This is a genomic window from Streptomyces sp. NPDC002092 (assembly GCF_053593775.1).
Map to the genome: position 1 here is coordinate 352,935 of NZ_JBSFDG010000006.1, position 22,637 is coordinate 375,571.

The window sequence follows — 22,637 nt, forward strand, 5'->3', positions numbered from 1 at the left end:
CCGTCGAGAGCCCCCGCACGGCGGCGGGACCTGCGGTTTCCGATAGCCTCACAGCCGTGACGGAACAGCACTCGCACCAGTTCGAGCGGGGTACGGACGGGCCCAAGGTCATCGTGGTCGGGGTGGACGGCTCGGACTCCTCGATGCGCGCCGCGGCATATGCCGGTGGCCTGGCCAGGCGCCAGCGTGCGCTGCTCGCCGTGGTCTATGTGCAGCCGGTGATGGCCGCGGGCGCGGCCATGGGCGCACCGGTCGCCGAGACCACGGACGAGATCGCCGAGGACCTGAAGACCTACATCCGGGACGCCACCGAGCGGCTCAAGGGGATATACGAGGTCCGCTGGGAGTTCCATACCTTCCGCGGCGACCCCTACAGCGGCCTGGTCAAGGCCGCGGACGAGCTGAAGGCGGACGCGGTGGTGGTGGGCGCCTCCGAGCAGGCCGGGCACCGGATCGTCGGTTCGGTGGCCGTACGGCTGGTGAAGGCGGGGCGGTGGCCGGTGACGGTGGTGCCATAAGGCTCACGGCTTGCGGGTGAGCAGTTGTACGCCCTGCGTGCGGTGGCCGTTCATGGTGAGGACGTCGATCCGGCGCTCGGCCACCGGGACGAGACCGGCCAGGAGGGCACGCAGGCCGGCGATGTCGTGGTGCCGGCAGACGGCGCCGTCGTCGGTGGTGAACACCCCGTACGGCGTGCCGGACCGGCGGGCGTGGGCGGTGTAGCGGTCCCGGTTGCGTTCGTCGTTCTGCAGGAGCAGATCGCTGACGTACAGCAGGCCGCCCGGTGCCAGGACGCGGACCAGCTCGGCGACCAGGGCCCGCTGGGCGGCGTCGTCGGGAACGCAGGTGAGCACCGCGAACAGCATGACGACGTCGACACTTGCCGAGGCCTGCGGCAGGACCGGCGGGGCGTGCAGGACCTCCAGGCACAGGTCGGGCCTCGCTCTGCGGCCCCGCTCGACCAGACGGGGCGACGGGTCCACCCCGGACACCCGGCTGAACCCGCGGTCCTGCAACTCGGCCGCCACCCGGCCGTATCCGCAGCCGTAGTCGAGGATGCGGGCGTCCTGCTCCACCCCTGCCAGCCACGGGTGGTGCACCGGGTGCGTGAACGTCTTGGTGGCGCCGGGGCCGTTCCAGTACGCGGCCTGGCCGCCGGGCTCGTTCATGCGGGTTCGGTGTCGAGCTGGTGGTCGGACCAGACGTAGCTTTCCGGCAGCAACTCGGTGACGGGGACGGCGCGGAGGCGGTCGCCCTGGCCGACGATGACCTTCAGGGCCGGGAAGTAGTCGAGCAGCACCTGCCTGCATCGCCCGCACGGAGGGACGACCCCTCGGTCGCGATCGCCCACCGCGACGATCGTGTCCAGCTCGTAGACGCCCTGCGTGGCCGCCGCACCGATGACGACCAGCTCCGCGCAGGGGCCTCCGGTGAAGTGATAGGCGTTCACGGCGGTGACGATCCGCCCGTCCCGGGCACGGGCGGCCGCGGCCATGGTGTGGTTGTCGCCCCGGCAGCGGGTACGGGCGACCTGGGCTGCGGCCTGGATCAGTTCGCGATCGAGGTCTTGGGTTCGCATCGGCATGTCGGCACGGTAGCCGGGGGAACGGCCGGTCGTGGACGGGTCTTTCGCGGTGTGGTTCCTGATCGGCACCGGGATCTGCTTCGGCTACTCCTACCGGCGGCCGGAGCCGGCCGGCCGCGAGGATAGGGAGGCCAGTGCGGCGGGCGGCACCGCGTCGGCAGCTGCCGAGCCGTGCAGCAGGTCGGCCAGGTCAAGGGGGCGTGTCTGCTCGCCGGTGGTGGCCGCCGCTGTGATCCGGTCCAGGCGGAAGCCCCGGCCGGCCCGCCGGGTGCGGCACCAGGCGATGAGGTACCAGCGGCCCCCGGCGGTGAGCAGTCCGGCCGGCTCCACTTCGCGCTCGCTCTCGCGTCCGGCCGCGTCGACGTAGGACAGGCGCAGCACCTTGGCATCGGTGAGGGCCCGCTCCACGGCGGCGCGGACGGCAGGATCGGTCCGCGCCGGCAGCGCGACGATCCGTGCGGCGAGTTCCCGGGCCGCCGCCGAGCCGGGACCGGTCATCGAGGCCACGATCTTCTGGTACGCCGTACGGGCCGCCCCGGCATAAGGAGCAGCGGCGTCGGCCGCGGCCAGCGCGGCGGCCAACGCCGCTGCCTCGTCGGCGGTGAAGTGCATCGGAGGCAGCGTCGTCGCCGGGTCGATCGTCCAGCCCCCGCCTCGCCCGGGCGTGGTGCGCACTGGCACACCCGACTCCATCAGCGCCTGCAGATCGCGCTGGACGGTGCGCGTGCTGACCTCGAACCGGGCGGCGAGTACGGCGACCGTCAGCGACCGCGGCGCCGCCGCGCGCAACTCCTCCACCAGCGCATAGAGCCGGGCAGTGCGGTTCATGGGCCCGACGCTACCGTCCCGCCGCGGCAAGGAACTCCCGCTCCCGCGCCTGCTCCCGCTCGGTGACGGTCAACGGGAACAGGGTGAATCCGTGCATCGCCCCGGCGACGACCCCGAGCTCGACGGAAGCACCCGCCGCCTGCCACCGCTGGGCCAGAAACAGCGAGTCGTCCAGCAGCGGATCCTCGGTGCCGACGACGATCCGGGCGGGCGGCAGCCCGGTCAGGTCGGCGAAGAGCGGCGAGATCTCCGGGTCGCGGCGCTGCTCCGCCGCCATTCCCGGGGTGAACAGCTCATAACTGCCGCGCAGCGATTCGGTGTTGCTCAGCAGCCGCTTCGAGCCGAACGACCGCTGGCTCGGCGTCATCGACAGGTCGTACGGGCCGAAGAGCAGCTGCGCCGCACGGAACGCGCCGGTGATGCGGTGCCGGTCGCGCAGGCGCAGCAGGGTGACGACGCTCAGGTGGGCTCCGGCCGATTCGCCGCCGATCAGCAGCCGCCCGGTGCCGAACTCGGCTGCGGCGTGCTCCACCAGCCACCGGGCGGCCGCTTCGCAGTCGTCGGGTCCGGCGGGGAACGGGTGTTCCGGCGCCAGGCGGTACTCCACGCTCACCACCGCCAGCCGCGCCTGCACGGCAAGCCGCCACAGCCTCTCGTCCTGCCCGCCCGCGGAGCCGATCGCCCAGCCACCCCCGTGCAGGTGCAGATATACGCCGTCGATCTGGTCCGGCACGAACACCCGGACCCCGACGCCGCCCGCAACGACGCGGTCTCGGCCCTGCGGCAGGCGTACCGGTGGTGTGTGGCCGCCCAGCCGGTTGCGCCGCAGCAGCGCCAGCACGTTCGCGTCCGGCGTCTGTCCGCGGGGCGGGCGGCTTGCGGCAGTGGCCTCGAAGTGCTCGTTGAAGGCCAGGGTCTCGGCGAGGCAGTCCTCGTCTGTGATGGTCATGACGCCGACCCTCGCAGCCGTCCGCGACAACACCCTGTCGCCCTTTTCCGGTGAACTGCGTCACGGCAGCTGGAGTTCTGCGTCGGCCCGGACTGCACCGGTGCGACACGGGGGGGGATTGAGCGCTGATGGAATCAGCTGGTAGACGTGGCGGGCGCGGGGCGGTCGTGGCCGCCGCGCTCGGTGTGGTGGCCGTGCTGCGGCTCGGCGGGTGCGGGACGCAGTTGCCGGCCGGAGCGGCGCCGTCGGCAATCGGGCCGCCGGGGGACCGGCGGTCGGGCTGCACCAAGGAGCGGTCGGCGACGGCGCGGGCTGGACCGGCCTGCGACGACGCCTTGGCGTTTCCGGCCTCGCTGTGCAGGGGCCTGGCTCCGCTTTTCCGCCTCCCTGCACCCGAGTCATCCGCCCGCGTCCGCCCCCCGAGCCCGTCCCGCTCGCCGGGCCGCTCCTAGAGAGTGTGGAGGAACTCCAGCAGGATCTTGTTGAAGACCTCCGGCTTCTCCATGTTCAGGTAGTGGGCGGTGTCCTCGACGGTCTGCGCACGGCCGTCGGGGACGGTGCGCGCGAGGCGTTCGGCCGCCTCCAGCAGCTCGGGGGGCTCCAGGGTGCCGTTGACGGTGAGCACCGGGACGTCGATCTTCGGCAGGCGGGACCAGGAGTCGCTCACGCGCACGTGCCAGTCCTTCTCGTCGGGAGAGTGCTTGGAGATGGTGCGGAAGGCCATCTCCTTCAACCGGCGTGCGATGTCCGGGGCGACATCGTCGGCACCGCGGTAGGGGCCGGGCACGACCCGCACGAACGCTTCGAGCCAGCCCTCGACGTCGCCGGCGCCCAGGGTGCGGGCGTACTCGGCCTGGATCTGACGGGTCCAGTCGTCGGTGTACTGGAAGTCGCCGGTGGCCGCGCCGCAGGTGACCACCGCGCGCACGAGCTCGGGGTACTCCAGCACGGTGTCGGTGGCGATCACGCCGCCCATCGACAGGCCGACGAGGACCGCGGGGCCCGCGTCGAGGTGTCGGAGCAGGGCGGCGAGGTCGTCGGCCCAGCGGAACGGCTTGGTGGCGTTGGCGGAGGATCCGTGGCCGCGTACGTCCGGGGCGATCACTCGGTACTCGGCGGCGAGGGCCGGTGTCTGGTCGTCCCAGACGCGGTGGTCGACGTACCCGGAGTGGAGGAGGACGACGAGATCACCGGAGCCCGTGTCGAGGTAGGCGAGGTCACCGTCCAGGGACGGGAAGAGGCGAACGTCCGAAGCACCATTCATGACAACCAAGGTGTCATCTTCGAAGGGATTTGACAACCGGGATGTCATGATGGACGGGTGAACGACATCGACAAGCCCCTCACCCCCGACGAGCTGGGCCACCGTCTGACCGAGGTGTTCGACCTGGTCGGCCCGCTGTACCGGCGAGCCGTTCGCAAGGTCGAGCAGGGCGAGGCGGTCGAGGGGGTCTCCGTCGGCATACGCGCCGTACTGGACCTGCTTCGGCAGAGCGACCCCATGACGGTGCCTCAGATGGGCCGGATCCTGGCGCTGAGCCGGCAGTTCGTGCAGCGGATGGTCAACGACGCGGCGGCCCAGGGATGGGTCGAGGCCATCCCCAACCCCGCGCACCAACGGTCGTTGCTGATCCGGATCACAGACGAGGGCCGGGCGACCATCAACGCGATCCTGGGCCGGGAGCACCATCTCAACCGGCAGGTCGGCGGCGATCTGACGGATGCCGAACTGCGGGCGACCGTGCGGGTGTTGAGGGAGATGCTGAAGGCCTTGGACCACGTGGACGTCGACTGACCTACTGCCCCATGGTCAGCCCGTCCTTCGCCGCGCCCCTGCTGAGCACCACGTTGCGGATCGCGTCGCGCACGGCCTTCACCTCGGCACCCTGGGCGATGGCCTGGTTGAGGTTCACCGCCCGCCCGGCGTCGACGTCGAACGCCAGCGGGACGAACTCCGCCTTGGTGACCTCCCAACGGCCGCCCTCTCCGGCGGGCCGGGTGAAGGTGAAGCGGCCCAGGGTGGACTCGTTGCCGCGCGGGTCCTGGGCGCCCGATCTGTTGGACATCTCGCCGGCGATCTGATCGCCCAGGCCGTACACGACCCAGGTGCCGTTGACCTTCTCGTACGCCTGCGGGACATGGGCGCGGGTGCCGAGGACGAGGTCGACGTCGGGGCGGCCGCCGGTGCGGGAGGCCGTGAGCTGCCGGGCCAGGGCGAGTTGCTGCTGGTCGGGCGCGTCCTGCCATTCGGTGCCCCAGTGCACGGAGACGACGACCACGTCGGCGCCCGCCCGCCGGGCCGCCCGGGCGTCCTCGATGATCCTGTTCCCGTTCAGGAGGCTGACGGCCCACGGCGCGCCCTGGGGCAGCGGGATGCCGTTGGTGTCGAAGGTGTAGGCGAGGTGGGCGACCCTGGCGGGGCCCGCGCGCAGGATCGTGACGGTGTGTGCCTCGGCCTCGGTGCGGGCCGAACCGGCATGCCGCACGCCCGCGCCGTCCAGGGCATCGAGGGTGCGGCGGACGCCGTCGGTGCCGTCGTCGAGGCTGTGGTCGGAGGCGGTGGAGCAGCCGTCGTAGCCGGTGGCGGCCAGGCCCTGGGCGATCTCGGGCGGGGACGTGAACGGAGAGCGGCCTGCGTAGTGGCCGTTCGCCCCGTAGACGGTGTCCATGTGACACAGCGCCAGATCGGCGCGGGAGACGACCGGTTTGATGCCGGAGAACATCGGCCGGAAGTCGTAGCCGGTGCCGCCGCCGTCGAAGCGGGCGCGGTCGATGATCGAGCCGTGCGGGATGATGTCGCCGGAGGCCACCAGCGTGAAGGTGCGGGCCGCGGACGCCGCCGGCGCCCCCGGGCCACCGTCACGGGTGGAAGCCGGCCGATGCTGTGCCTGGCAGGCCGCGCCCGCGGTCAGTACGGCCATCAGGGCCAGGGCAACCTGTCGTCTCCGTGCAATCATCAGCTCACCCCACTGTTGTCAGATTTACGCATAAATAGGTACGAACCTGAATGCGCGGCCAAACAACCGCGCCGTCCCGATTAACCCGTCCGGTGCCCGCGAACGGGCGCGCGGGACCGTTCGTCGTACCGTTCGTCGACGCGATCGACCGTCCGCCGCAGATCCCGGCACGGACCCTGTCCCGAGGCGGCACCCTGCGGTGCCATACGGCCATGACGGCCGGAACCACCCTCACGAACGCGACGACCGCCGAGCACGAGCTCGCCGCGCTGCAGCGCGAGCACGGCCGCCCCCTCTTCGCACTCCTGCTGCGGCTCTGCGACGGCGACCGGCAGCGCGCCGAGGACCTGGTACAGGAGACCCTGGTGCGCGCCTGGCAGCATCCGGAGGCGCTGCGCGCCGAAGACTTCGACTCCGTACGGCCCTGGCTGATGACCGTGGGACGGCGGCTCGCCATCGACGCGCGGCGGGCCCGCCAGGCACGGCCGCCCGAGGTCGGGGACGCGGTCCTGGAGAACGCGCGGGTGATCGGCGACCACGCCGAGCGGGCCGCCGCCGCCCTCGATGTCCGCGAGGCTGTGAAGACACTCACTCCGGAGCACCGTGAAGTCCTGGTGCTCGTGTATTTCCAGGGGGCGAGTGTTGCGGAAGCCGCTCAGACCCTTGGAATTCCTCCCGGTACGGTGAAGTCCCGCGCGTACTACGCGCTGCGCGCCCTGCGCCGGGTGCTTCCCGGATATGCGGCCGACCTGCGGTGAAACCGACGGCTGAGTCAAACCTCCGTAAAGCGCCTTGCTGAGGACCCCGGTTGAGCAATCAGCTGTCCTCATCCGTGTTCCGGACTGGGGGCTCGGGGCCCCGCGACCGGGGCCCGGAGTCGGGCGACGCGCACGCACCGGAGGAAGGCAGGAAGGGATGCTGCACAGAGGTCAAGAGAGCACGGACGGCACCGGCGGCGGTGAGCTGGTCGTCCCGATGGCCTGGCTGTACGCCGAGTACATCGCCGACGAGCTGCTGCGGACGGGCGATCTGATGCCGCCGACGTCCTTCGAGTTCCGCGCCGGGCGCGACGCCCTGGCGCTGACCGTCTTCCTCTCGGACACGGACGGCGAACTCCCGGGGATCCGGGTGGTCTCCCAGCTGGAGACCTGGCTGTCGCTGACGGCGTACGACCAGCCGTGGCAGGACTGGGTGCGCGAGCGGATGGCGAAGCTGGTCGCCCAGGCGGCCGAATCCGGCGGCCCCGCTCCCGACGTCGAACTGGCCCGGGCGGCCTGGCGCTGGCTGGAGGAGACCGAGCTGCTCGCGCCCGACCTGAACGCGGTGCCGGGCGGCGCGGCGGTGGTCGGCGAGGACGAGGGTCCGAAGGTGTGGACGAAGGCGTGGCAACTGGGCCTGCCCCTGGGCCACCTCGCCATCCACCTTTTTTAGCCTCGTTTTGATTTGGACCAATCCGCGGGCCGGGCGGCTCCGAATCCCAAGGTTGCGATTCTCCGCATGCCCTGAGTGATTCGACTGTCTGGTGCGTACCTGTGGGAGCAAGGAGTAACCCCACCCGCACCCAACGGCACGAGGATTCGGCATGAGGTCCCAGGAGAGGCATCGCGACGTCGCCGCGTACGCGCTCGGCGTGCTGGACGAGGCGGACGCCTTCCGCTTCGAGGACCACCTCATGGAGTGCGCGCGCTGCGCCGCTCACGTGACCGAATTCGGGCCCATCACCCGGCAGATGATGCTGTACCGCCGGGCGACGCCACGGTTCGTGAGCCCCATGACCAGGCCCGGCCCCCAGCTGCTCGACCGGCTGCTCGGCGCGGTGGCGGCCCGGCACCGGGCCGGCCGGCGGCGCTTCCTGTACGCCGTGGCCGCGTCCCTGGCGATCGGGGTGGCCGGGCCTGGCATCGCGATGACGATGGCCGGCGGCGGCACCACCGACACGGTGCGGATCGCAGCGACCGACGCGAAGTCGGGCGTATGGGCCCAGGTGACCACCCAGGACGAGTACTCGGGCAGCCAGATCAAACTCGAGGTGAAGGACGGCGCGGGCCCGCGCCCCTGTCGTCTGGTCGCCATCGGCCGCGACGGCTCCGAGCAGATCCTGACGAGCTGGACCGTCCCCAGCCACGACGCCCGCCCGATCACCATGCAGGGCAGCTCCTCCATGCACCCCGGCGAGATCGCCCGCTACGAACTGCGCACCTCGGACGGGGAGCATCTCGTCACACTCCAGTCCCACTAGCGCCACCGCAGCAGTGGCTCACCGCCCGGTGTGACACCCCCGTCCGGCGCTGCGCTGTAGGCAGTGGCGATGTCGGAATTCGGGATGGGTGTGCACGTGCTGCTGGCGGACCGCTATCAGCTGGAGGAACTGCTGGGCAGCGGCGCGATGGGCGAGGTGTGGCGCGCGGCCGACCGGGTCCTGGGCCGTCCGGTGGCGATCAAGCTGCTGAAGGCGGCGGACACCACCGACATCGAGCGGTTCCGCATGGAGGCGCAGACCACGGCCCGGCTCAACCATCCGCATGTGGTGGGCGTGTACGACTTCGGCTCCGACCACGGCCGGCTCCATCTGGTGATGGAACTCGTGGACGGCTGGACCCTCGCGCGGGAGAGATCGCAGCGCGGAAGCCTGGCAGCGCGGGAAGCGGCCGCCATCGCGGCGCAGGTGGCGCAGGGGCTGTCCGCCGCGCACCGCCAGGGAGTGATCCACCGGGACATCAAGCCCGCCAACGTCATGCTGACCGCCGACCGCACCGTGAAGATCACGGATTTCGGCATCGCCCGCTTCACCGACGACAGCGCCGGCACCGCGACCGCCACCGGAAAGATCCTCGGCACCGCCGACTACCTGGCTCCCGAGCGGGCCCTGGGGCGGTCCGCGCAGCCCGCCTCCGACATGTACTCGCTCGGCTGTGTGCTGTACGAACTGCTCACCGGCCGCCCGCCGTTCAGCGGCACGACCTCGCTCGCCGTGGTGCAGCAGCACGTCGACACCGCCCCGCCGCCGCCCCACCGGTTGAGCACCGCCGTACCCCGGCCGCTGTCCGACTATGTGCTGCGCCTGCTGGCCAAGGATCCCGCGCAACGGCCGAGCGCGGAGGAGGCGGCCGAGTGGCTGGGTGCGCAGGAGTGGGAAGCAGACCCGTCCGAATCGGCACAACCGACGGAGCCGCTGGACCCCCCGGCCCCGGACAGGGCTCTCAGCCCGTCGGCCGGCACGTCTGCACCGCCGCCCCGAACCGGCGCCCCCGCAACGCATTCCCGCCCCCACAACCGCCGAAGGCAGGCGTCCAAGGCCCTGCTGGGCGGCGCGGCCGTCGCTCTGTTCGCCGCGGCCACGGCCCTCGGGGCCGCGCTGAACTCCGACCGCGACAGCCCTGCCTCGACCGCCTCGCCGAGGCCGGCGCCGACTCGGACTCCTTCCCCGCACCCGCCGGCCGTCAGCTCGTCGCCCGCGGGCGAGACCGCCACCGCACCCGCCGCGCCGCCGTCCGCCGTCCCGTCCATCAGGCCGCTTCCGCCGAAGAACCACAAGGACGGGCGGCACGGCGGGAAGGACAAGCACGGCAGGGACGAGACGAAGGGCCGCAAGGGGCCGGCCGGCTGACCCGCGCGGCTACTTCAGCAGCCGCGACATCCTCCGGTCCGCGAGCGGTTTGCCGCCCGTCTGGCAGGTCGGGCAGTACTGGAGCGAGGAGTCGCTGAAGGAGACCTCACGGATGGTGTCGCCGCACACCGGGCAGGGCTCGCCGGTACGGCCGTGGACGCGCAGGCCGCTCTTCTTCTCCGCCTTCAGACGGCCCGCCGCCACGCCCCGCGAGCGTTCGACCGCCTCGGTGAGCGTGCTGCGCAGGGCCTCGTAGAGGCGGGCGGTGTCCTCGGGGGTGAGGGTCGCGGCCAGTTTGAAGGGGGACATCTTCGCCGCGTGCAGGATCTCGTCGCTGTAGGCGTTGCCCACGCCGGCGATCAGGCTCTGGTCGCGCAGGGCGCCCTTGAGCTGGCGGCGCTCAGGTCTGAGGAGTTCCGCAAGGCGGCTTTCGTCGAAGTCGTCGGCGAGCGGGTCGGGGCCCAGGCGGGCGACGCCCGGAATCTCCTGCGGGTCGTGGACGACGTAGACAGCGAGGCGTTTCTGGGTGCCCGCCTCGGTGAGGTCGAAGCCCTCGCCGTCCTCCAGGGCCACTCGCAGGGCGAGGGGGCCCTTGCCGGGGCGGGGCGGGCCGTCCGGGAGCCGGTCCTTCCAGTGCAGCCAGCCCGCGCGGGCCAGGTGGGTGACGAGGTGCGGGCCGCCGTCCGTCTCCAGGTCGAGGAACTTGCCGTGCCGGTGCACGGCGGTGACCTCACGGCCCTCGACGGCGGTGAGAGGAGGGTCGTACGTCTTGAGGACGCTGATCGCGACGGGCAGCACCCGCACGATCTCGTGACCGACCAGGTGCTCGGTGAGGAAGTCCTTGAGTGCTTCGACCTCGGGGAGTTCCGGCATACGTCCAGAGTGCCACCCGGCACCGACAGTGGCGGGCGGGAGCGGTCGTGGCGGGTTCAGTGACCTTCGGTTCAGTCGCCTTCGGGGACCACGAACTCGCACCACACGCACTTGCCGCCGCCGCGCGCCTCCACCCCCCACACGTCCGTCAGCAGGTCGACCAGGAGCAGGCCGCGCCCGGACACCCCCGACTCCCCCGCCTCGCGGCGGCGCGGCAGGGCGCTGGAGGAGTCCTCGACCTCGACGCGCAACCGCCGCTCGCTGCCACCGAGGACCCGGAGGGTGACGATCGCGGACCCCTCTGTGTGCATCAGCGCATTGGTGATCATTTCGTCGGCGACCAGCTCGATCTCGTCGGCGCGCTCCTTTGCGCCCCAGGCGTGGACCGCGGCCCGGATCATGTGCCGGGCCTCGGTGAGGGCCTCGGGGTCGCCGGGGGCCACGTGCTGCTGGAGCCGGCCGCCGGAGCGCTGGGCCTCCAGGCCGCGGCGGCGCAGCAGGAGCAGGGCCACGTCGTCGTCGCCGCCGCGTTCCTCGGCCACGGAGATGAGACAGTCCGCGAGATCCCGTACGTCGTCCGGGCCGCTGGTGATGAGGGCGGTGAGGGTGCGCATGCCGTCGTCGAGGTCGGCGCCCGGCTGTTCGACCAGGCCGTCGGTGCACAGCAGGAGGGTGTGGCCGGGGTCGAGTTCGAGGGTGCCGACCGGGTACTCGAGGCGCCCGAACTCGGCGGACAGACCGAGCGGCAGTCCGCCCGGCAGGGAGATGCGGCGGCAGCTGCCGTCGGCGTCCCGGATCAGCGGGTCGATATGGCCGGCCCGGACCACCTGGACCACTCCGGTGGCCAGGTCGGCCTCCGCGTACAGACAGGTCGCGAAGCGGTCGGTGTCGAGTTCGTGGAGGAAGACGGAGGCGCGGGCCATCACGGTGGCGGGTGTGTGGCCCTCGGCGGCGTAGGCGCGCAGCACGATGCGCAGCTGGCCCATGACGGCGGCCGCGTGCGTGTCATGGCCCTGCACGTCGCCGATGACGGCACCGACCCGGCCTCCGGGCAGCGGGATCAGGTCGTACCAGTCGCCGCCGATGTCGCGGCCCAGGGAACCCGCGGTGGAACCGGAGCGGTAGCGGACGGCGACGTCGGCGCCGCGGACGCTGGGGATGGTACGCGGCAGCATCGCCTGCTGGAGGCCGGTGGCGAGGTCCTTCTCCTGCTCGTAGAACATGGCGCGCTGCATGCTCTGCGCGATGCTGCTGCCGAGGGCGAGCAGGACGTTGCGCTCCTCGGGCGAGAAGCCGCGCCGGTCGCTGTAGAGCAGGCCCATGGCGCCGATCGGCCGGGCCTGGACGATCAGCGGGAGATAGGCGGCCGCCGTGATGTCCAGGCCGGTGAGGTGCGGCCACAGCAGGGGGTAGCTCTCGGCGAACTCCTGCGGCGACTCGATGAAGCGGGGCGTGAGGGTCCGTACGACCTCGCTCATCGGGTACGGCTCGTCGATGCGGGTGACGTCGGTGCCGGGGACGAAGCTGCCCGCCGGGCCCTCGGCTATCAGCCGGATGCGGCCGGCCTCCACCAGGCCCATGACCAGGCTGGTGGCGCCGAGGTGGGTGAGACCGTGGGTGTCCTTGACGACGTCGATGACGTCCTGGACGGTGCGGGCGTGGGCCAGGGCGGCCGTGGTGAGCTGGACGACGTTGGTCTGCTCGCGCCGCGCCGCGTCCTCGGCGGCCGCCTCGCGGCGGTCCCGGCTCTCGCTCAGCTCCTGGGTCGCGTCCCGGACGATGCCGATGATCCGGCGCGGGCGGCCCGTCTCGTCACGCCGTATGTAGCCCTGGGTGTGGGTCCAGCGCAGGGTGCCGTCGCGGCAGCGGATGCGGAAGTAGGCGCCGTAGTTCTCGCTGCCGTCCTTAAGTGCCTGGGCGACCAGGCCGTCGAGCCGGTAGGCCTCGGCCCTGGGGACCCGGACGGCGAGCGTTTCGGGGTGGTCGTCGTATTCGTCGGGGCGCACGTCGAAGACCTCGTGGGCCTGGGCGTCCATGTGGAACAGACCGGTGTCCAGGTCCCAGTCGAAGCTGCCCATGCGGTTGAGCGCCAGGATCGGATCCGGGTGGGCGGGCCAGTCGTCCGGGAGAGACAGGGCGCTCACGCCCCGATCAACCATGGGCCCACCTTGCCAGGGTTCCCCCGATTCTTCGACCGGGAAGCGGCGACGAATTCCCGGCTCTCCGGTAGCCATCGCTGCTCGGCCGTCGAAACCGTTCCTCCCGCCCCGCTTCAGGCAACGCGTCACTCCTGTCTGCGTCACTCACCTGGGTTACGCAAGCGGAAGGTGGACATACGGAGAGTGACATAGGGTTCGGCGCGACAATGGAGTGAGGAGCGCACGGCCGTGGAGTGGTTCACCGCACCCGAGTACTGGTGGAGCCGGCTGGTCTTCCAGCGGGCTCTGGCCGGGCTGTACCTGGTGGCGTTCCTGACGGCGGCCCTGCAGTTCCGTGCGCTGATCGGCGAGCGGGGCATGCTGCCGGTCCCCCGCTTCGTCGGCCGGGTGCGCTTCCGGCAGGCCCCCAGCCTGTTCCAACTCCACTACTCCGACCGCTTCTTCGCCGCCTGCGCCTGGACGGGCTGTGCGGTCTCGGCGGCACTGATCGCCGGACTGGACTCCCGACTCCCGCTCTGGGCGGGACTGTTGCTGTGGCTGATCCCCTGGGTGCTGTACCTCTCGATCGTCAACGTCGGCCAGACCTGGTACGCCTTCGGCTGGGAGTCGCTGCTGCTGGAAGTCGGGTTCCTGGCGGTCTTCCTCGGCAACGACGAGGTGGGGCCGCCGATCATGGTCCTCTTCCTGCTGCGCTGGATCCTGTTCCGGGTCGAGTTCGGGGCGGGCCTGATCAAGATGCGCGGCGACGCGTGCTGGCGGAAGCTGACCTGCCTGTACTACCACCACGAGACCCAGCCGATGCCGGGTCCCCTGAGCTGGTTCTTCCACCACCTCCCCCGGCCGCTGCACCGCATCGAGACGGCCGCCAACCACGTCACCCAACTCGTCGTCCCGGTGCTGCTGTTCACCCCGCAGCCGGTCGCCACGGCCGCCGCCTCGCTGATGATCGTCACCCAGCTGTGGCTGGTCCTGTCGGGCAACTTCGCGTGGCTGAACTGGATCACCATCGTCCTCGCCGTCTCCGCCCTGAAGCTCCCGGGCGGTCCGCCGTCCGCCATGTCCGGCGCCCCGCTCTGGTACGAGGTCGTGGTCCTCGCGGTCGCCGCGCTGCTCCTCGGGCTCAGCTACCACCCGGTCACGAACATGATCTCCCGCCGCCAGATCATGAACCGCTCCTTCGACCCCCTGCACCTGGTCAACACCTACGGCGCGTTCGGCAGCGTCAGCCGCATCCGCTACGAGGTGGTCGTCGAGGGCACGGACGATGCCGTACCGCGCGAGGACTCGGACTGGCGGGAGTACGAGTTCAAGGGCAAGCCGGGCGATCCACGGCACTGGCCGCGCCAGTTCGCGCCCTACCATCTGCGCCTGGACTGGCTGATGTGGTTCGCCGCGCTCTCGCCCTCCTACGCCGGTGCATGGTTCGGCGCCCTGGTGGAACGGCTCCTGGAGAACGACCGCGACACCCTGCGCCTGCTGCGCCGCTCCCCGTTCCCGCCGGACGCCCCGCCCCGCTACATCCGGGCCCGCCTCTTCCGCTACGAGTACACGAGCTGGCGGGAGCTGCGGGAGACGGGGGCGTGCTGGGAGCGGACGTATGTGCGGGAGTATCTGCCGCCTACGCGGTTGGCGGGGGTGGCTCAGCGGAGCTGACCGGCGCGCACGGCGATACCCGGCTTGTCCTTTTCGTGCAGGTCAAAGGCCGTAAACGCGGGTGGCCGTGCCGGCGAAGACGTCCGCCCTCTCGGCTGCGTCGAGGGCCGCGGTCAGCTCCTGTGCGGCGGACAGTACTTCGCCGTACGTCGCCCTTTCCGTGCACACCGGCCAGTCCGAGCCGAACATCAGGCGGGCGGGGCCGAAAGCCTCCAGGGCGGTGTCGGTGTACGGGCGGAGGTCGTCGACGGTCCATGAGTCGGGGGCCGCCTCGGTGACCAGGCCGGAGAGTTTGGCGCTGGTGTTGGGCAGGGCGGCGAGGGCATGGAGGTCGGTCGCCCAGGGTTTCAGGGCTCCGGAGGCGATGGGCGGCTTGCCCAAGTGGTCGAGGACAAAGGCGAGTTGGGGGAGGGTGGCGGCCGCCTTGGCGCAGGCCGGCAGTTGGTGCGGGAGGACGACGAGGTCGTAGACCAGGCCCGCGTCGGCCACGGCCGCCAGGCCTCTGCGTACGTCCGGGCGCAGCAGCCACTCGGGGTCGGGTTCGCCCTGGACCTGGTGGCGGACGCCTTTGAGGCAGTGGCCGCCGGGGAGTTCGCGCAGACGGGCGAGTTCGTCGGTGATGTCGGAGCGGGTGAGGTCGGTCCAGCCGACCACGCCCGCGATCAGGTCGTGGGCGGCGGCCAGGGCCAGGAACTCCGGGGTCTCCTCCGCAACCGTGATCGTCTGCACGAGGACCGTGCGGTCGACTCCGGCCGCGTGCGCCTCCGGAGCGAGGTCGGCGAGGGTGAAGTTGCGGCGCAGCGGGCTGCGTTCGTGGATCCAGTCCTGGTCCCTGACGGCGAGGTCCCACACGTGGTGGTGGGCGTCCACCGTCACGGCAGCTCCCGGACCACGGGCAGACCGGCGGCCGCGCCCTCGTCGGAGTAGTCGTGCACGACGTCCAGCAGCTGCGCCATGCGGGCCTGCCAGGCGATGTTGACCGGGAGTTTCTCCAGTTCGGCGAGGAGGCGGGCGTAGTCCTCGCACTCCAGGACGTGGAAGAGGTCGGAGCCTCCCCCACGCTCGAACACGCTCGCGCGGGGGGACCCCCACCGCCAGATCGTCCAGGAGGCGGCTCCGGCCGCGCGGATCGCGGCCGTGAGTTCGTTCGGGACCTCGCGGTGGGCGGCCTCGTACTCGGCGATGCGGTCCGCGCGGACCTTGGTGTGCAGGGCGACTCTCATGAGGCTCCCTCGGCGGGTACGGGAGCTTCGGGCGGCAGGAGCCCTTCGGCGCGAAGTTGCTGCCAGAAGGCGGCGGGAGGGGCCGCCGCGAACTGCTCGGCGCAGTCGCGGACCTCCGCAGCCGAGCGAGCACCCACGAGCACGCTGGCGACCGCCGGATGGGCGGCGCAGAAGGCGAGGGCGGCGGCGCGCAGCGTGGTGCCGTGCCGGTCGGCAACCGCCTTCAGATGCAGGGCGCGGTCCAGCAACTCCGCCGGCGCGGCCGCGTAGTTGTACGTCGCGCCGGGCTTCGGGTCCGCGAGCAGACCGGAGTTGAAGGCTCCGCCGATGACCACCGACGTGCCGCGTTCCTGCGCCGCGGGCAGCAGTTCGGTGAGCGCCGGCTGCTCCAGGAGCGTGTAGCGGCCGGCGCACAGGACCACGTCGACGTCGGTGTCGCGGACGAAACGGGTGAGCATCTCGGCCTGGTTCATGCCCGCGCCGATGGCGCCCACGACGCCTTCCGAGCGCAGCTTCTCCAGGGCCGGATAGCCCTCGTGGAAGGCCTGCTCAGCGTGGTCGTCGGGATCGTGGAGGTAGACGACGTCGACGCGGTCGAGGCCGAGCCGTTCCAGGCTGGCCTCAAGGCTGCGGCGTACGCCGTCGCCGCTGAAGTCCCACACGCGCCGGTGGGTGGCGGGCACGGCGAAGCCGTTGGCGAGGTCGTCACCGCCCTCGCCGGAGGGCTCCAGGCGGCGGCCGGCCTTGGTGGAGATCGTGTAGGCGGTACGGGGGTGTGCGCGCAGGGCGGCGCCGAGGCGGCGTTCGGACAGGCCGAGGCCGTAGTGCGGGGCGGTGTCGAAATAGCGGATGCCCTGCTGCCAGGCGGTGGCCAAGGCGTCGTGCGCCTGTTCCTCGCTCACCTCGGTGTACAGGTTGCCGATGACGGCACCGCCGAAGGCCAGGGCGCTGACCTCGACGGCGCTGCTGCCGAGCCGGTTCACTGGCCCACCGGCCTCAGACGCAGGCCCTGCATGCCGCCGTCCACGGCGAGCGAGGTGCCGGTGGTTGCACCGGACAGCGGGCTCGCCAGGTAGGCGATGGCACCCGCGACTTCGGCCGCGCTGACGAGGCGGCCGGTGGGCTGGCGGGCCTCCAGCGCGGCGCGCTCGGCGGCGGGGTCCTCGGCCGCGTCCAGCAGGCGGCCGACCCACGGGGTGTCCGCCGTGCCGGGGTTGACGCAGTTGACGCGGATGCCCTCGCGGACATGGTCGGCGGCCATGGCGAGGGTCAGCGAGTACACCGCGCCCTTGCTCGCGCAGTACAGGGCGCGCTGCGGCAGGCCCGCGGTGGCGCCGATGGAGCAGGTGTTGACGATCGCCGCGTGCCGCGAGCGGCGCAGATGGGGCAGGGCGGCGCGGGCCACGCGGACCATGCCGACCACGTTGATGTCGAGGACGCGGTGCCATTCGGCGTCGTCGTTGTCCTCGATGGTGCCCAGCGCGCCCACCCCCGCGTTGTTGATCACGATGTCGAGGCCGCCGAGCTCGGTGACCGCGGCGGCCACCGCCTCCCGTACGGACGCGTCGTCGCTGACGTCGGCGCGGAAGCCGAGCAGCGGCTTGTCGACCGAGGACGGGTCGAGGTCGAGTACGGCGACCTGGGCCCCGCGGGCGGCGAGGAGTTCCGCCGTCGCCCGGCCGATGCCGGAGGCCCCGCCCGTGACCAGGGCCTTCAGGCCCTCGAAGTCGCTCATGCCGCCCGTCCTTCTTTCTTCTCGTCGAGGTCCGCGGCCCAGAAGGTACCGCCCGGGAAGGTGTACCGCGAGATGGACTCGGGGCGCATGGCCGCCGAGAAACCGGGCGCGGCGGGTGCCGTGTAGTGACCCTCGCGGATCACCACCGGATCGAGGAAGTGGTCGTGGAGATGGTCGACGTACTCGATGACCCGGTCCTCGGTGGTGCCGGAGACCGCCACGTAGTCGAACATCGACAGGTGCTGGACGAGTTCGCACAGGCCGACGCCGCCCGCGTGCGGGCACACCGGCACCCCGAACTTGGCCGCGAGCAGCAGGATCGCCAGGTTCTCGTTGACGCCGCCGACCCGGGCCGCGTCGATCTGGAGGACGTCGAGCGCACCCGCCTGCAGGAGCTGTTTGAAGACGATCCGGTTCTGGACGTGCTCGCCGGTCGCCACCTTCACCGGAGCAACCGCCGTGCGGATGGCCGCGTGGCCGAGGACGTCGTCGGGGCTGGTGGGCTCCTCGATCCAGTACGGGTCGAACTCGGCGAGGGCCTGGGTCCAGCGGATCGCCTCGTCGACGCCCCAGCGCTGGTTGGCGTCGATGGCCATGCGGACGTCGCGACCGATCACCGAGCGGGCGACCCGGCAGCGCCGTACGTCGTCGTCGAGGTCCGCCCCCACCTTGAGCTTGATCTGGGTGAATCCGTCGGCGACCGCCTGCGCAGCGAGCCGGGTGAGTTTCTCGTCGCTGTAGCCGAGCCAGCCCGCGGAGGTGGTGTAGCCCGGGTAGCCGCGCTCCAGCAGCCGGGCCGTGCGCTGTTCGGAGCCCGCGCGGCCCCGGCGCAGGATCTCCAGCGCCTCCTCGGGGGTGAGCGCGTCCGTGAGGTACCGGAAGTCGATCTGGGCGACCAGCCACTCGGGGTCGGCCTCGGCGAGCAGCCGCCACAGCGGCTTGCCGGCGCGCTTGGCCGCCAGGTCCCACACGGCGTTGACGACCGCGCCGATCGCCATGTGCATCACGCCCTTCTCGGGCCCCAGCCAGCGCAGCTGGCTGTCGCCGACCAGGTCGCGGTAGACGGCTCCCGGGTCGGCGCACACCTCGTCGACGGACCGTCCCACCACGTGGTGGCGCAGCGCGTGGATCGCGGCGACCTGGACATCGTTGCCACGCCCGATGGTGAAGGTGAAGCCGTGCCCCTCCGGCTCGTCCTCGCCGTCGGTGCGCAGCACCACGTACGCGGCCGAGTAGTCGGGGTCCGGGTTCATCGCGTCGGAGCCGTCGAGCTCGCGCGAGGTCGGGAACCGGATGTCGTAGGTGTCGACCGCGGTGATGCGGCGGGAGGGGCCGGGCGTCGGGGACACGGAGGGCCTTTCGGTCGGGGGCAGGGGGCGGGGGTCAGTCCTGGGCGCGGCCGGTGGTGAGGCGGGCGAGGATGAGCGCGAGCAGGATGATTCCGCCGTAGATGGCGTCGATCCAGAACGACGGCACCTGGGCCATGGTCAGCATGGTCTTGACCACGCCCAGCAGGAGTACGCCGGTCAGGGCGCCGAACATGGTGCCCTTGCCGCCGTCGAGGCTGATCCCGCCGATCACGGCGGCGGCGAACACCGTGAAGATCATGTTCTGGCCCTGATTGGCACCGATGGCGCCGACGTAGCCGGTGTACATCAGACCGCCGACCGAGGCGAGGACACCGGCGACGACATACACGCCGAGCCGGACGCGGTCGACGCGGATGCCGGCGGCGCGGGCCGCCTCCAGGTTGCCGCCGATCGCGTACAGCGAACGGCCCACCCGGTGGTATTTGAGCACCAGCCCGGCGACCGCGAAGGCCGCGGCGGCCACCCACACGGAGATCGGGATGCGCAGGAACGTGGTGGTGGCCAGCGAGAAGAACGCGTCGGGCATCCCGAACAGCGTCTTGCCCTTGGTGGCACCGACCAGCAGCCCGCGCAGGACGATCAGCATGGCGAGGGTGACGATGAACGCGTTGAGCCTCACCTTCACCACGAGAATGCCGTTGAAGGCACCGATGGCCGCGCCGACCAGGGGGATGGCCAGGAGGGCGAGCCCGGCCGGGAGTTCGGTGCCCCAGCCGGCCTCGGCGGCCGGCAGCACCAGGAGCGCCGCCACCGCCGGCGCGATGCCGACCACCGACTCCAGCGACAGGTCGAACTTGCCGGTGATGAGGACCAGCGACTCGGCCAGCACCACCATCGCCAGCGACGCCGACGAGGCCAGGATGGAGATCAGGGTGGCCTCGGTGAAGAAGGAGTCGTTCAGGAGGGCACCGAGCAGGAGCAGCAGCAACAGCGCGGGTACCAGGGCGAGTTCGCGGGCGCGGCGCAGCAGGACCGCCCTCGCCGCCCGGGCGTCGGGCATGCTCACCGGCTTCACCGGCGGAGCCTTGGTGTCAGCCATGGTCCACTCCTTCGATGGAGGCGATCAGCTCATGGTCGCGCCAGCCCGCCGGGTGCTCGGCGACGACGCGGCCGTGGAAGAGGACGAGGACGCGGTCGCAGCGCCGCAGGTCGTCGAGTTCGTCGGAGACGACCAGGACCGCGGTGCCGTCCTCGCGGGCGCTGTCCACTCGGGCCAGCAGTGACTCCTTGGACTTCACGTCGACGCCCGCGGTGGGGTTGATCAGGACGAGCAGACGGGGGTCGGAGGCGAGGGCGCGGGCCATGACGACCTTCTGCGCATTGCCGCCGGACAGAGCGGAGACGGGCTGCTCGGGGCCCTCGGTGTGGATGTCGAGTCGGTCGATCAGCTCGGCGGCGAAGCCGCGTCTGCGGTCGGTTCCGATGAACCCCAGGCGGCCGAGCCGGTCCAGGACGCTCATCGTCGCGTTGTCGCCGATGGTCATGCCGGCGACGAGGCCCTGGTCGTGCCGGTCGCGCGGGACACAGCCGACCCCGGCCCTCAGGGCGGCCTGCACCGATCCGAACTGCAGCCGTTCACCGTCCAGTCGGGCACTTCCGCCAGTGGGTGTGCGCAGGCCCGCGATGGCCTCCGCCAGCTCGATCTTTCCGCTGGCGCTGGATCCCGCGAGCCCGACGACCTCGCCGCGTCGCACGGTCAGGTCGACGTCCTCGTACGTGTCCGAGGTGAGCCCGCGGGCCTCCAGCAGAACGGGCGCGTGCTCGTCCACGAGCCTTTCCTGTACGGCCTGTTCGGCGATCACCTCGATGGACTCCCCCGCCATGGCCTCCACCAGCGCCGCCGTGGGCAGGTCGGCGACGGGGGCGGTGGTGATCCAGCGTGCGTCACGCAGCACGGTGACGGTCTGGCAGACCTCGTACACCTCCTGGAGGTGGTGCGAGATGAACAGGAACGTGACACCGGAGTCCTGGAGCGCGCGCATGCGGCTGAAGAGCCGCTCGATCTCGCGCTTGTCCAGCTGCGCGGTCGGCTCGTCGAGGACGATGAAGCGGGCGCCGAAGCTGAGCGCCCGGGCGATCTCCACCATCTGGCGGTCCTCGACCTTGAGGTCGGCGGTGCGCGCCTCGGGGTCCACGTGCACGTCCCAGGTGTCCAGCAGGGCGGCCGCCTCGGCCTTCAGCCTCCGCCAGCTGATGAAGCCGCGGAGCAATGGCTGCCGGTTGATGAAGAGGTTCTCGGCGACCGTCAACTCCGGTACGACCGTGGGGTGTTGGTAGACGCAGGCCACCTTGCGGCGCCAGGCGTCCCGGTCGGCGAGCGGGGGTGCGGGTTCGCCGTCGAAGCGGACCGTGCCCTCGTCGGGCGCCTGGAGTCCGGTGAGGACGTTGACCAGGGTCGACTTTCCGGCGCCGTTGCGGCCGACGAGGGCATGGGACTCGCCGGACAGCACGGTGAGCCGGCCGTCCGCGAGTGCGGTGGTGGGGCCGTAGCGCTTCACGATGCCCCGCGCCTCGACGAGGGGCACGGGCGGGCTGTCCTGGACGCTCACTTGACCGTGTTCCCCCACAGCTTGGGGTCGTCCACGTTGTCCTTCGTCACCAGCGGGGCGGGCAGCTGGTCCTCGAGGATGCCGCTGGGCAGCTTGACGATGGTCGAGTCGTGGTCGGTCGGGCCGGGCTTGAAGGTCTTCCCCTCCATCGCCGCCTTGATGTAGTACATGCCGTACTTGGCGTAGGCGTCGGCGGGCTGGGAGACGGTCGCGTCGATCTCGCCCTTGCGGATGGCGTCGAACTCCTGCGGGATGCCGTCGTTGGAGACGATGGCGATGTGGCCCGCTGCGCCGGCCTTCTTCAGCATGCCCTTGGACTTGAGGGTCTGCAGGGTCGGCGCCAGGTACACGCCGCCGGCCTGCAGGTAGATGCCCTTGATGTCGGGGTTGGCGTTGAGAAGGGTGTCGAGTTTGGAGGCCGCGGCGTCGGACTCCCACTTGGCGGGGATCTCCAGCACCTTGAGCTTGGGGTACTTCTGCTTCACGCAGGAGCGGAAGGCCTCGGAGCGGTCCCGGCCGTTGACCGAGGCCAGGTCGCCCATGATCTGCACGACCTTGCCGCTGGTGACGTGTTGGCCGAGGTAGTCGCAGGCCTTGGTGCCGTACGCGACGTTGTCGGCGCGCACGACCATGGCGACCTTGCCCTTGTCGGGCGCGACGTCGACCGCTACGACCGGCACGCCCTTGCGGTCGGCCTGGTCGAGGCCGGCCTCGATGGCGGCGCTGTCCAGCGGGGCGACGACCAGGCCCTTCACACCCTGGTTGAGCTGGTTGTTGATGTCGGTGATCTGCTGGGAGGGGTCGCTGTTGGAGTTGACCGTCTTGAGCGCGTCCACGCCTTCGGACTTCGCCATCTTGGGCACGTAGTCGTTGTACGACTGCCAGAACGGCGAGGTCAGCAGGGGCAGGATCACCCCGACCTTGCCGGTGCCGCCGCCTCCGGCGCTGCCGGAGCCCCCGGTGTCCTTGGTGCTGCCGCACGCGGCGAGCGCGAGCGAGGCGCCCGCGGCCACGGCCATCACGCCGACCATTCGAAACCTGTTCCGCTTCCCCACTGTCCTGCCGGGCATCTGGCGGCTCCTCGTTGAGGGTGTTCGAGCAGATGCCCGCATATTTATCAGACCACTTCCCCGGAACAACACCCTCCGA

The 22,637-nt window shown here is 71.4% G+C and carries 23 protein-coding genes; 7 read left to right on the forward strand and 16 right to left on the reverse strand.

What is annotated here, in order from left to right; all coding sequences use genetic code 11:
- The first annotated feature begins 56 nt into the window (after positions 1-56).
- Positions 57-518, forward strand: a complete 462-nt coding sequence (locus ACWCRD_RS16645; protein ID WP_450966524.1) for a universal stress protein — start codon at positions 57-59, stop codon at positions 516-518.
- 3 nt (positions 519-521) lie between these two features.
- Here the strand turns inward: ACWCRD_RS16645 and ACWCRD_RS16650 are convergent, their stop codons facing one another.
- From ACWCRD_RS16650 to ACWCRD_RS16670, 5 genes are all read right to left on the reverse strand, one after another.
- The gene (locus ACWCRD_RS16650) at positions 522-1,169 is read right to left on the reverse strand and encodes a class I SAM-dependent methyltransferase (RefSeq protein ID WP_450966525.1); all 648 of its coding nucleotides are present in this window, start codon (positions 1,167-1,169) and stop codon (positions 522-524) included.
- Entirely contained in the window at positions 1,166-1,585 is a 420-nt protein-coding gene (locus ACWCRD_RS16655; protein ID WP_450966526.1) for a cytidine deaminase, read from the reverse strand. Before ACWCRD_RS16655 ends, ACWCRD_RS16650 begins: the two co-directional genes overlap by 4 nt.
- 90 nt (positions 1,586-1,675) lie before the next feature.
- On the reverse strand, positions 1,676-2,413 hold the full coding sequence (locus ACWCRD_RS16660; RefSeq protein WP_450966527.1) for a helix-turn-helix transcriptional regulator: 738 nt from the start codon (positions 2,411-2,413) through the stop codon (positions 1,676-1,678).
- Positions 2,414-2,423: 10 nt separating this feature from the next.
- Positions 2,424-3,362: an alpha/beta hydrolase gene (locus ACWCRD_RS16665; protein WP_450966528.1), complete on the reverse strand. Its 939-nt coding sequence runs from the start codon at positions 3,360-3,362 to the stop codon at positions 2,424-2,426.
- A gap of 448 nt (positions 3,363-3,810) precedes the next feature.
- Positions 3,811-4,626 (reverse strand): alpha/beta fold hydrolase, encoded by an 816-nt coding sequence (locus ACWCRD_RS16670; protein WP_450966529.1) that lies wholly within the window; start codon positions 4,624-4,626, stop codon positions 3,811-3,813.
- A 57-nt stretch (positions 4,627-4,683) separates the two neighbouring features.
- Here ACWCRD_RS16670 and ACWCRD_RS16675 point away from each other — a divergent pair, with 57 nt between their 5' ends.
- Positions 4,684-5,157 (forward strand): MarR family winged helix-turn-helix transcriptional regulator, encoded by a 474-nt coding sequence (locus ACWCRD_RS16675; RefSeq protein WP_450966530.1) that lies wholly within the window; start codon positions 4,684-4,686, stop codon positions 5,155-5,157.
- A gap of 1 nt (position 5,158) precedes the next feature.
- On the opposite strand, the gene ACWCRD_RS16680 is transcribed toward ACWCRD_RS16675, so the two are convergent.
- The gene (locus ACWCRD_RS16680) at positions 5,159-6,319 is read right to left on the reverse strand and encodes a CapA family protein (RefSeq protein ID WP_450966531.1); all 1,161 of its coding nucleotides are present in this window, start codon (positions 6,317-6,319) and stop codon (positions 5,159-5,161) included.
- Between the two features lie 212 nt (positions 6,320-6,531).
- Here ACWCRD_RS16680 and ACWCRD_RS16685 point away from each other — a divergent pair, with 212 nt between their 5' ends.
- The 4 genes from ACWCRD_RS16685 (at position 6,532) to ACWCRD_RS16700 (ending at position 9,926) form a co-directional block, all read left to right on the forward strand.
- Positions 6,532-7,077 carry a sigma-70 family RNA polymerase sigma factor gene (locus ACWCRD_RS16685; RefSeq protein ID WP_450966532.1) on the forward strand — a complete coding sequence of 182 codons (546 nt, stop codon included), beginning with the start codon at positions 6,532-6,534 and terminating at the stop codon, positions 7,075-7,077.
- A gap of 157 nt (positions 7,078-7,234) precedes the next feature.
- Positions 7,235-7,750, forward strand: a complete 516-nt coding sequence (locus ACWCRD_RS16690) for a hypothetical protein (RefSeq protein WP_123969135.1) — start codon at positions 7,235-7,237, stop codon at positions 7,748-7,750.
- A gap of 151 nt (positions 7,751-7,901) precedes the next feature.
- Positions 7,902-8,558 (forward strand): zf-HC2 domain-containing protein, encoded by a 657-nt coding sequence (locus ACWCRD_RS16695; RefSeq protein WP_450966533.1) that lies wholly within the window; start codon positions 7,902-7,904, stop codon positions 8,556-8,558.
- A gap of 69 nt (positions 8,559-8,627) precedes the next feature.
- Complete coding sequence (locus ACWCRD_RS16700; RefSeq protein WP_450966534.1) at positions 8,628-9,926, forward strand: protein kinase domain-containing protein; 1,299 nt, start codon at positions 8,628-8,630, stop codon at positions 9,924-9,926.
- A 9-nt stretch (positions 9,927-9,935) separates the two neighbouring features.
- Here the strand turns inward: ACWCRD_RS16700 and ACWCRD_RS16705 are convergent, their stop codons facing one another.
- On the reverse strand, positions 9,936-10,799 hold the full coding sequence (locus ACWCRD_RS16705; RefSeq protein ID WP_450966535.1) for an Fpg/Nei family DNA glycosylase: 864 nt from the start codon (positions 10,797-10,799) through the stop codon (positions 9,936-9,938).
- A 71-nt stretch (positions 10,800-10,870) separates the two neighbouring features.
- Positions 10,871-12,958: a SpoIIE family protein phosphatase gene (locus tag ACWCRD_RS16710; RefSeq protein WP_450966536.1), complete on the reverse strand. Its 2,088-nt coding sequence runs from the start codon at positions 12,956-12,958 to the stop codon at positions 10,871-10,873.
- Between the two features lie 228 nt (positions 12,959-13,186).
- On the opposite strand from ACWCRD_RS16710, the gene ACWCRD_RS16715 reads away from it, so the two are divergent.
- A complete protein-coding gene (locus ACWCRD_RS16715) occupies positions 13,187-14,611 on the forward strand; it encodes a lipase maturation factor family protein (RefSeq protein ID WP_450966537.1) in 1,425 nt (474 codons plus the stop codon).
- A 42-nt stretch (positions 14,612-14,653) separates the two neighbouring features.
- Here the strand turns inward: ACWCRD_RS16715 and ACWCRD_RS16720 are convergent, their stop codons facing one another.
- From ACWCRD_RS16720 to ACWCRD_RS16755, 8 genes are read right to left on the reverse strand one after another with little or no spacing between them, the layout of a single operon-like run.
- Positions 14,654-15,487: an amidohydrolase family protein gene (locus ACWCRD_RS16720; protein ID WP_450966538.1), complete on the reverse strand. Its 834-nt coding sequence runs from the start codon at positions 15,485-15,487 to the stop codon at positions 14,654-14,656.
- Entirely contained in the window at positions 15,484-15,834 is a 351-nt protein-coding gene (locus ACWCRD_RS16725) for an L-rhamnose mutarotase (protein WP_450966539.1), read from the reverse strand. The genes ACWCRD_RS16720 and ACWCRD_RS16725 overlap by 4 nt, the downstream gene beginning before the upstream one ends.
- On the reverse strand, positions 15,831-16,817 hold the full coding sequence (locus ACWCRD_RS16730; RefSeq protein ID WP_450966540.1) for an aldo/keto reductase: 987 nt from the start codon (positions 16,815-16,817) through the stop codon (positions 15,831-15,833). The genes ACWCRD_RS16725 and ACWCRD_RS16730 overlap by 4 nt, the downstream gene beginning before the upstream one ends.
- Positions 16,814-17,569, reverse strand: a complete 756-nt coding sequence (locus ACWCRD_RS16735; RefSeq protein ID WP_450966541.1) for an SDR family NAD(P)-dependent oxidoreductase — start codon at positions 17,567-17,569, stop codon at positions 16,814-16,816. The genes ACWCRD_RS16730 and ACWCRD_RS16735 overlap by 4 nt, the downstream gene beginning before the upstream one ends.
- Positions 17,566-18,918 (reverse strand): L-fuconate dehydratase, encoded by a 1,353-nt coding sequence (locus ACWCRD_RS16740; RefSeq protein ID WP_450966542.1) that lies wholly within the window; start codon positions 18,916-18,918, stop codon positions 17,566-17,568. The genes ACWCRD_RS16735 and ACWCRD_RS16740 overlap by 4 nt, the downstream gene beginning before the upstream one ends.
- 34 nt (positions 18,919-18,952) lie before the next feature.
- Positions 18,953-19,978, reverse strand: coding sequence for an ABC transporter permease (locus tag ACWCRD_RS16745; RefSeq protein ID WP_450966543.1), 1,026 nt, complete (start codon positions 19,976-19,978; stop codon positions 18,953-18,955).
- Positions 19,971-21,488, reverse strand: a complete 1,518-nt coding sequence (locus ACWCRD_RS16750) for a sugar ABC transporter ATP-binding protein (protein WP_450966544.1) — start codon at positions 21,486-21,488, stop codon at positions 19,971-19,973. Before ACWCRD_RS16750 ends, ACWCRD_RS16745 begins: the two co-directional genes overlap by 8 nt.
- Positions 21,485-22,558 carry a sugar ABC transporter substrate-binding protein gene (locus ACWCRD_RS16755; protein WP_450966545.1) on the reverse strand — a complete coding sequence of 358 codons (1,074 nt, stop codon included), beginning with the start codon at positions 22,556-22,558 and terminating at the stop codon, positions 21,485-21,487. Before ACWCRD_RS16755 ends, ACWCRD_RS16750 begins: the two co-directional genes overlap by 4 nt.
- Positions 22,559-22,637: the final 79 nt, after the last annotated feature.

What these genes read in the sequence shown, in the direction of transcription:
- ACWCRD_RS16650 (WP_450966525.1), bottom strand. Translation starts at nt 1,169, where the DNA reads ATGAACGAGCCCGGCGGCCAGGCCGCGTACTGGAACGGCCCCGGCGCC.
- ACWCRD_RS16655 (WP_450966526.1), bottom strand. Translation starts at nt 1,585, where the DNA reads ATGCCGATGCGAACCCAAGACCTCGATCGCGAACTGATCCAGGCCGCA.
- ACWCRD_RS16660 (WP_450966527.1), bottom strand. Translation starts at nt 2,413, where the DNA reads ATGAACCGCACTGCCCGGCTCTATGCGCTGGTGGAGGAGTTGCGCGCG.
- ACWCRD_RS16665 (WP_450966528.1), bottom strand. Translation starts at nt 3,362, where the DNA reads ATGACCATCACAGACGAGGACTGCCTCGCCGAGACCCTGGCCTTCAAC.
- ACWCRD_RS16670 (WP_450966529.1), bottom strand. Translation starts at nt 4,626, where the DNA reads ATGAATGGTGCTTCGGACGTTCGCCTCTTCCCGTCCCTGGACGGTGAC.
- ACWCRD_RS16680 (WP_450966531.1), bottom strand. Translation starts at nt 6,319, where the DNA reads ATGATTGCACGGAGACGACAGGTTGCCCTGGCCCTGATGGCCGTACTG.
- ACWCRD_RS16685 (WP_450966532.1), top strand. Translation starts at nt 6,532, where the DNA reads ATGACGGCCGGAACCACCCTCACGAACGCGACGACCGCCGAGCACGAG.
- ACWCRD_RS16690 (WP_123969135.1), top strand. Translation starts at nt 7,235, where the DNA reads ATGCTGCACAGAGGTCAAGAGAGCACGGACGGCACCGGCGGCGGTGAG.
- ACWCRD_RS16695 (WP_450966533.1), top strand. Translation starts at nt 7,902, where the DNA reads ATGAGGTCCCAGGAGAGGCATCGCGACGTCGCCGCGTACGCGCTCGGC.
- ACWCRD_RS16700 (WP_450966534.1), top strand. Translation starts at nt 8,628, where the DNA reads ATGTCGGAATTCGGGATGGGTGTGCACGTGCTGCTGGCGGACCGCTAT.
- ACWCRD_RS16705 (WP_450966535.1), bottom strand. Translation starts at nt 10,799, where the DNA reads ATGCCGGAACTCCCCGAGGTCGAAGCACTCAAGGACTTCCTCACCGAG.
- ACWCRD_RS16710 (WP_450966536.1), bottom strand. Translation starts at nt 12,958, where the DNA reads ATGGTTGATCGGGGCGTGAGCGCCCTGTCTCTCCCGGACGACTGGCCC.
- ACWCRD_RS16725 (WP_450966539.1), bottom strand. Translation starts at nt 15,834, where the DNA reads ATGAGAGTCGCCCTGCACACCAAGGTCCGCGCGGACCGCATCGCCGAG.
- ACWCRD_RS16735 (WP_450966541.1), bottom strand. Translation starts at nt 17,569, where the DNA reads ATGAGCGACTTCGAGGGCCTGAAGGCCCTGGTCACGGGCGGGGCCTCC.
- ACWCRD_RS16745 (WP_450966543.1), bottom strand. Translation starts at nt 19,978, where the DNA reads ATGGCTGACACCAAGGCTCCGCCGGTGAAGCCGGTGAGCATGCCCGAC.
- ACWCRD_RS16755 (WP_450966545.1), bottom strand. Translation starts at nt 22,558, where the DNA reads ATGCCCGGCAGGACAGTGGGGAAGCGGAACAGGTTTCGAATGGTCGGC.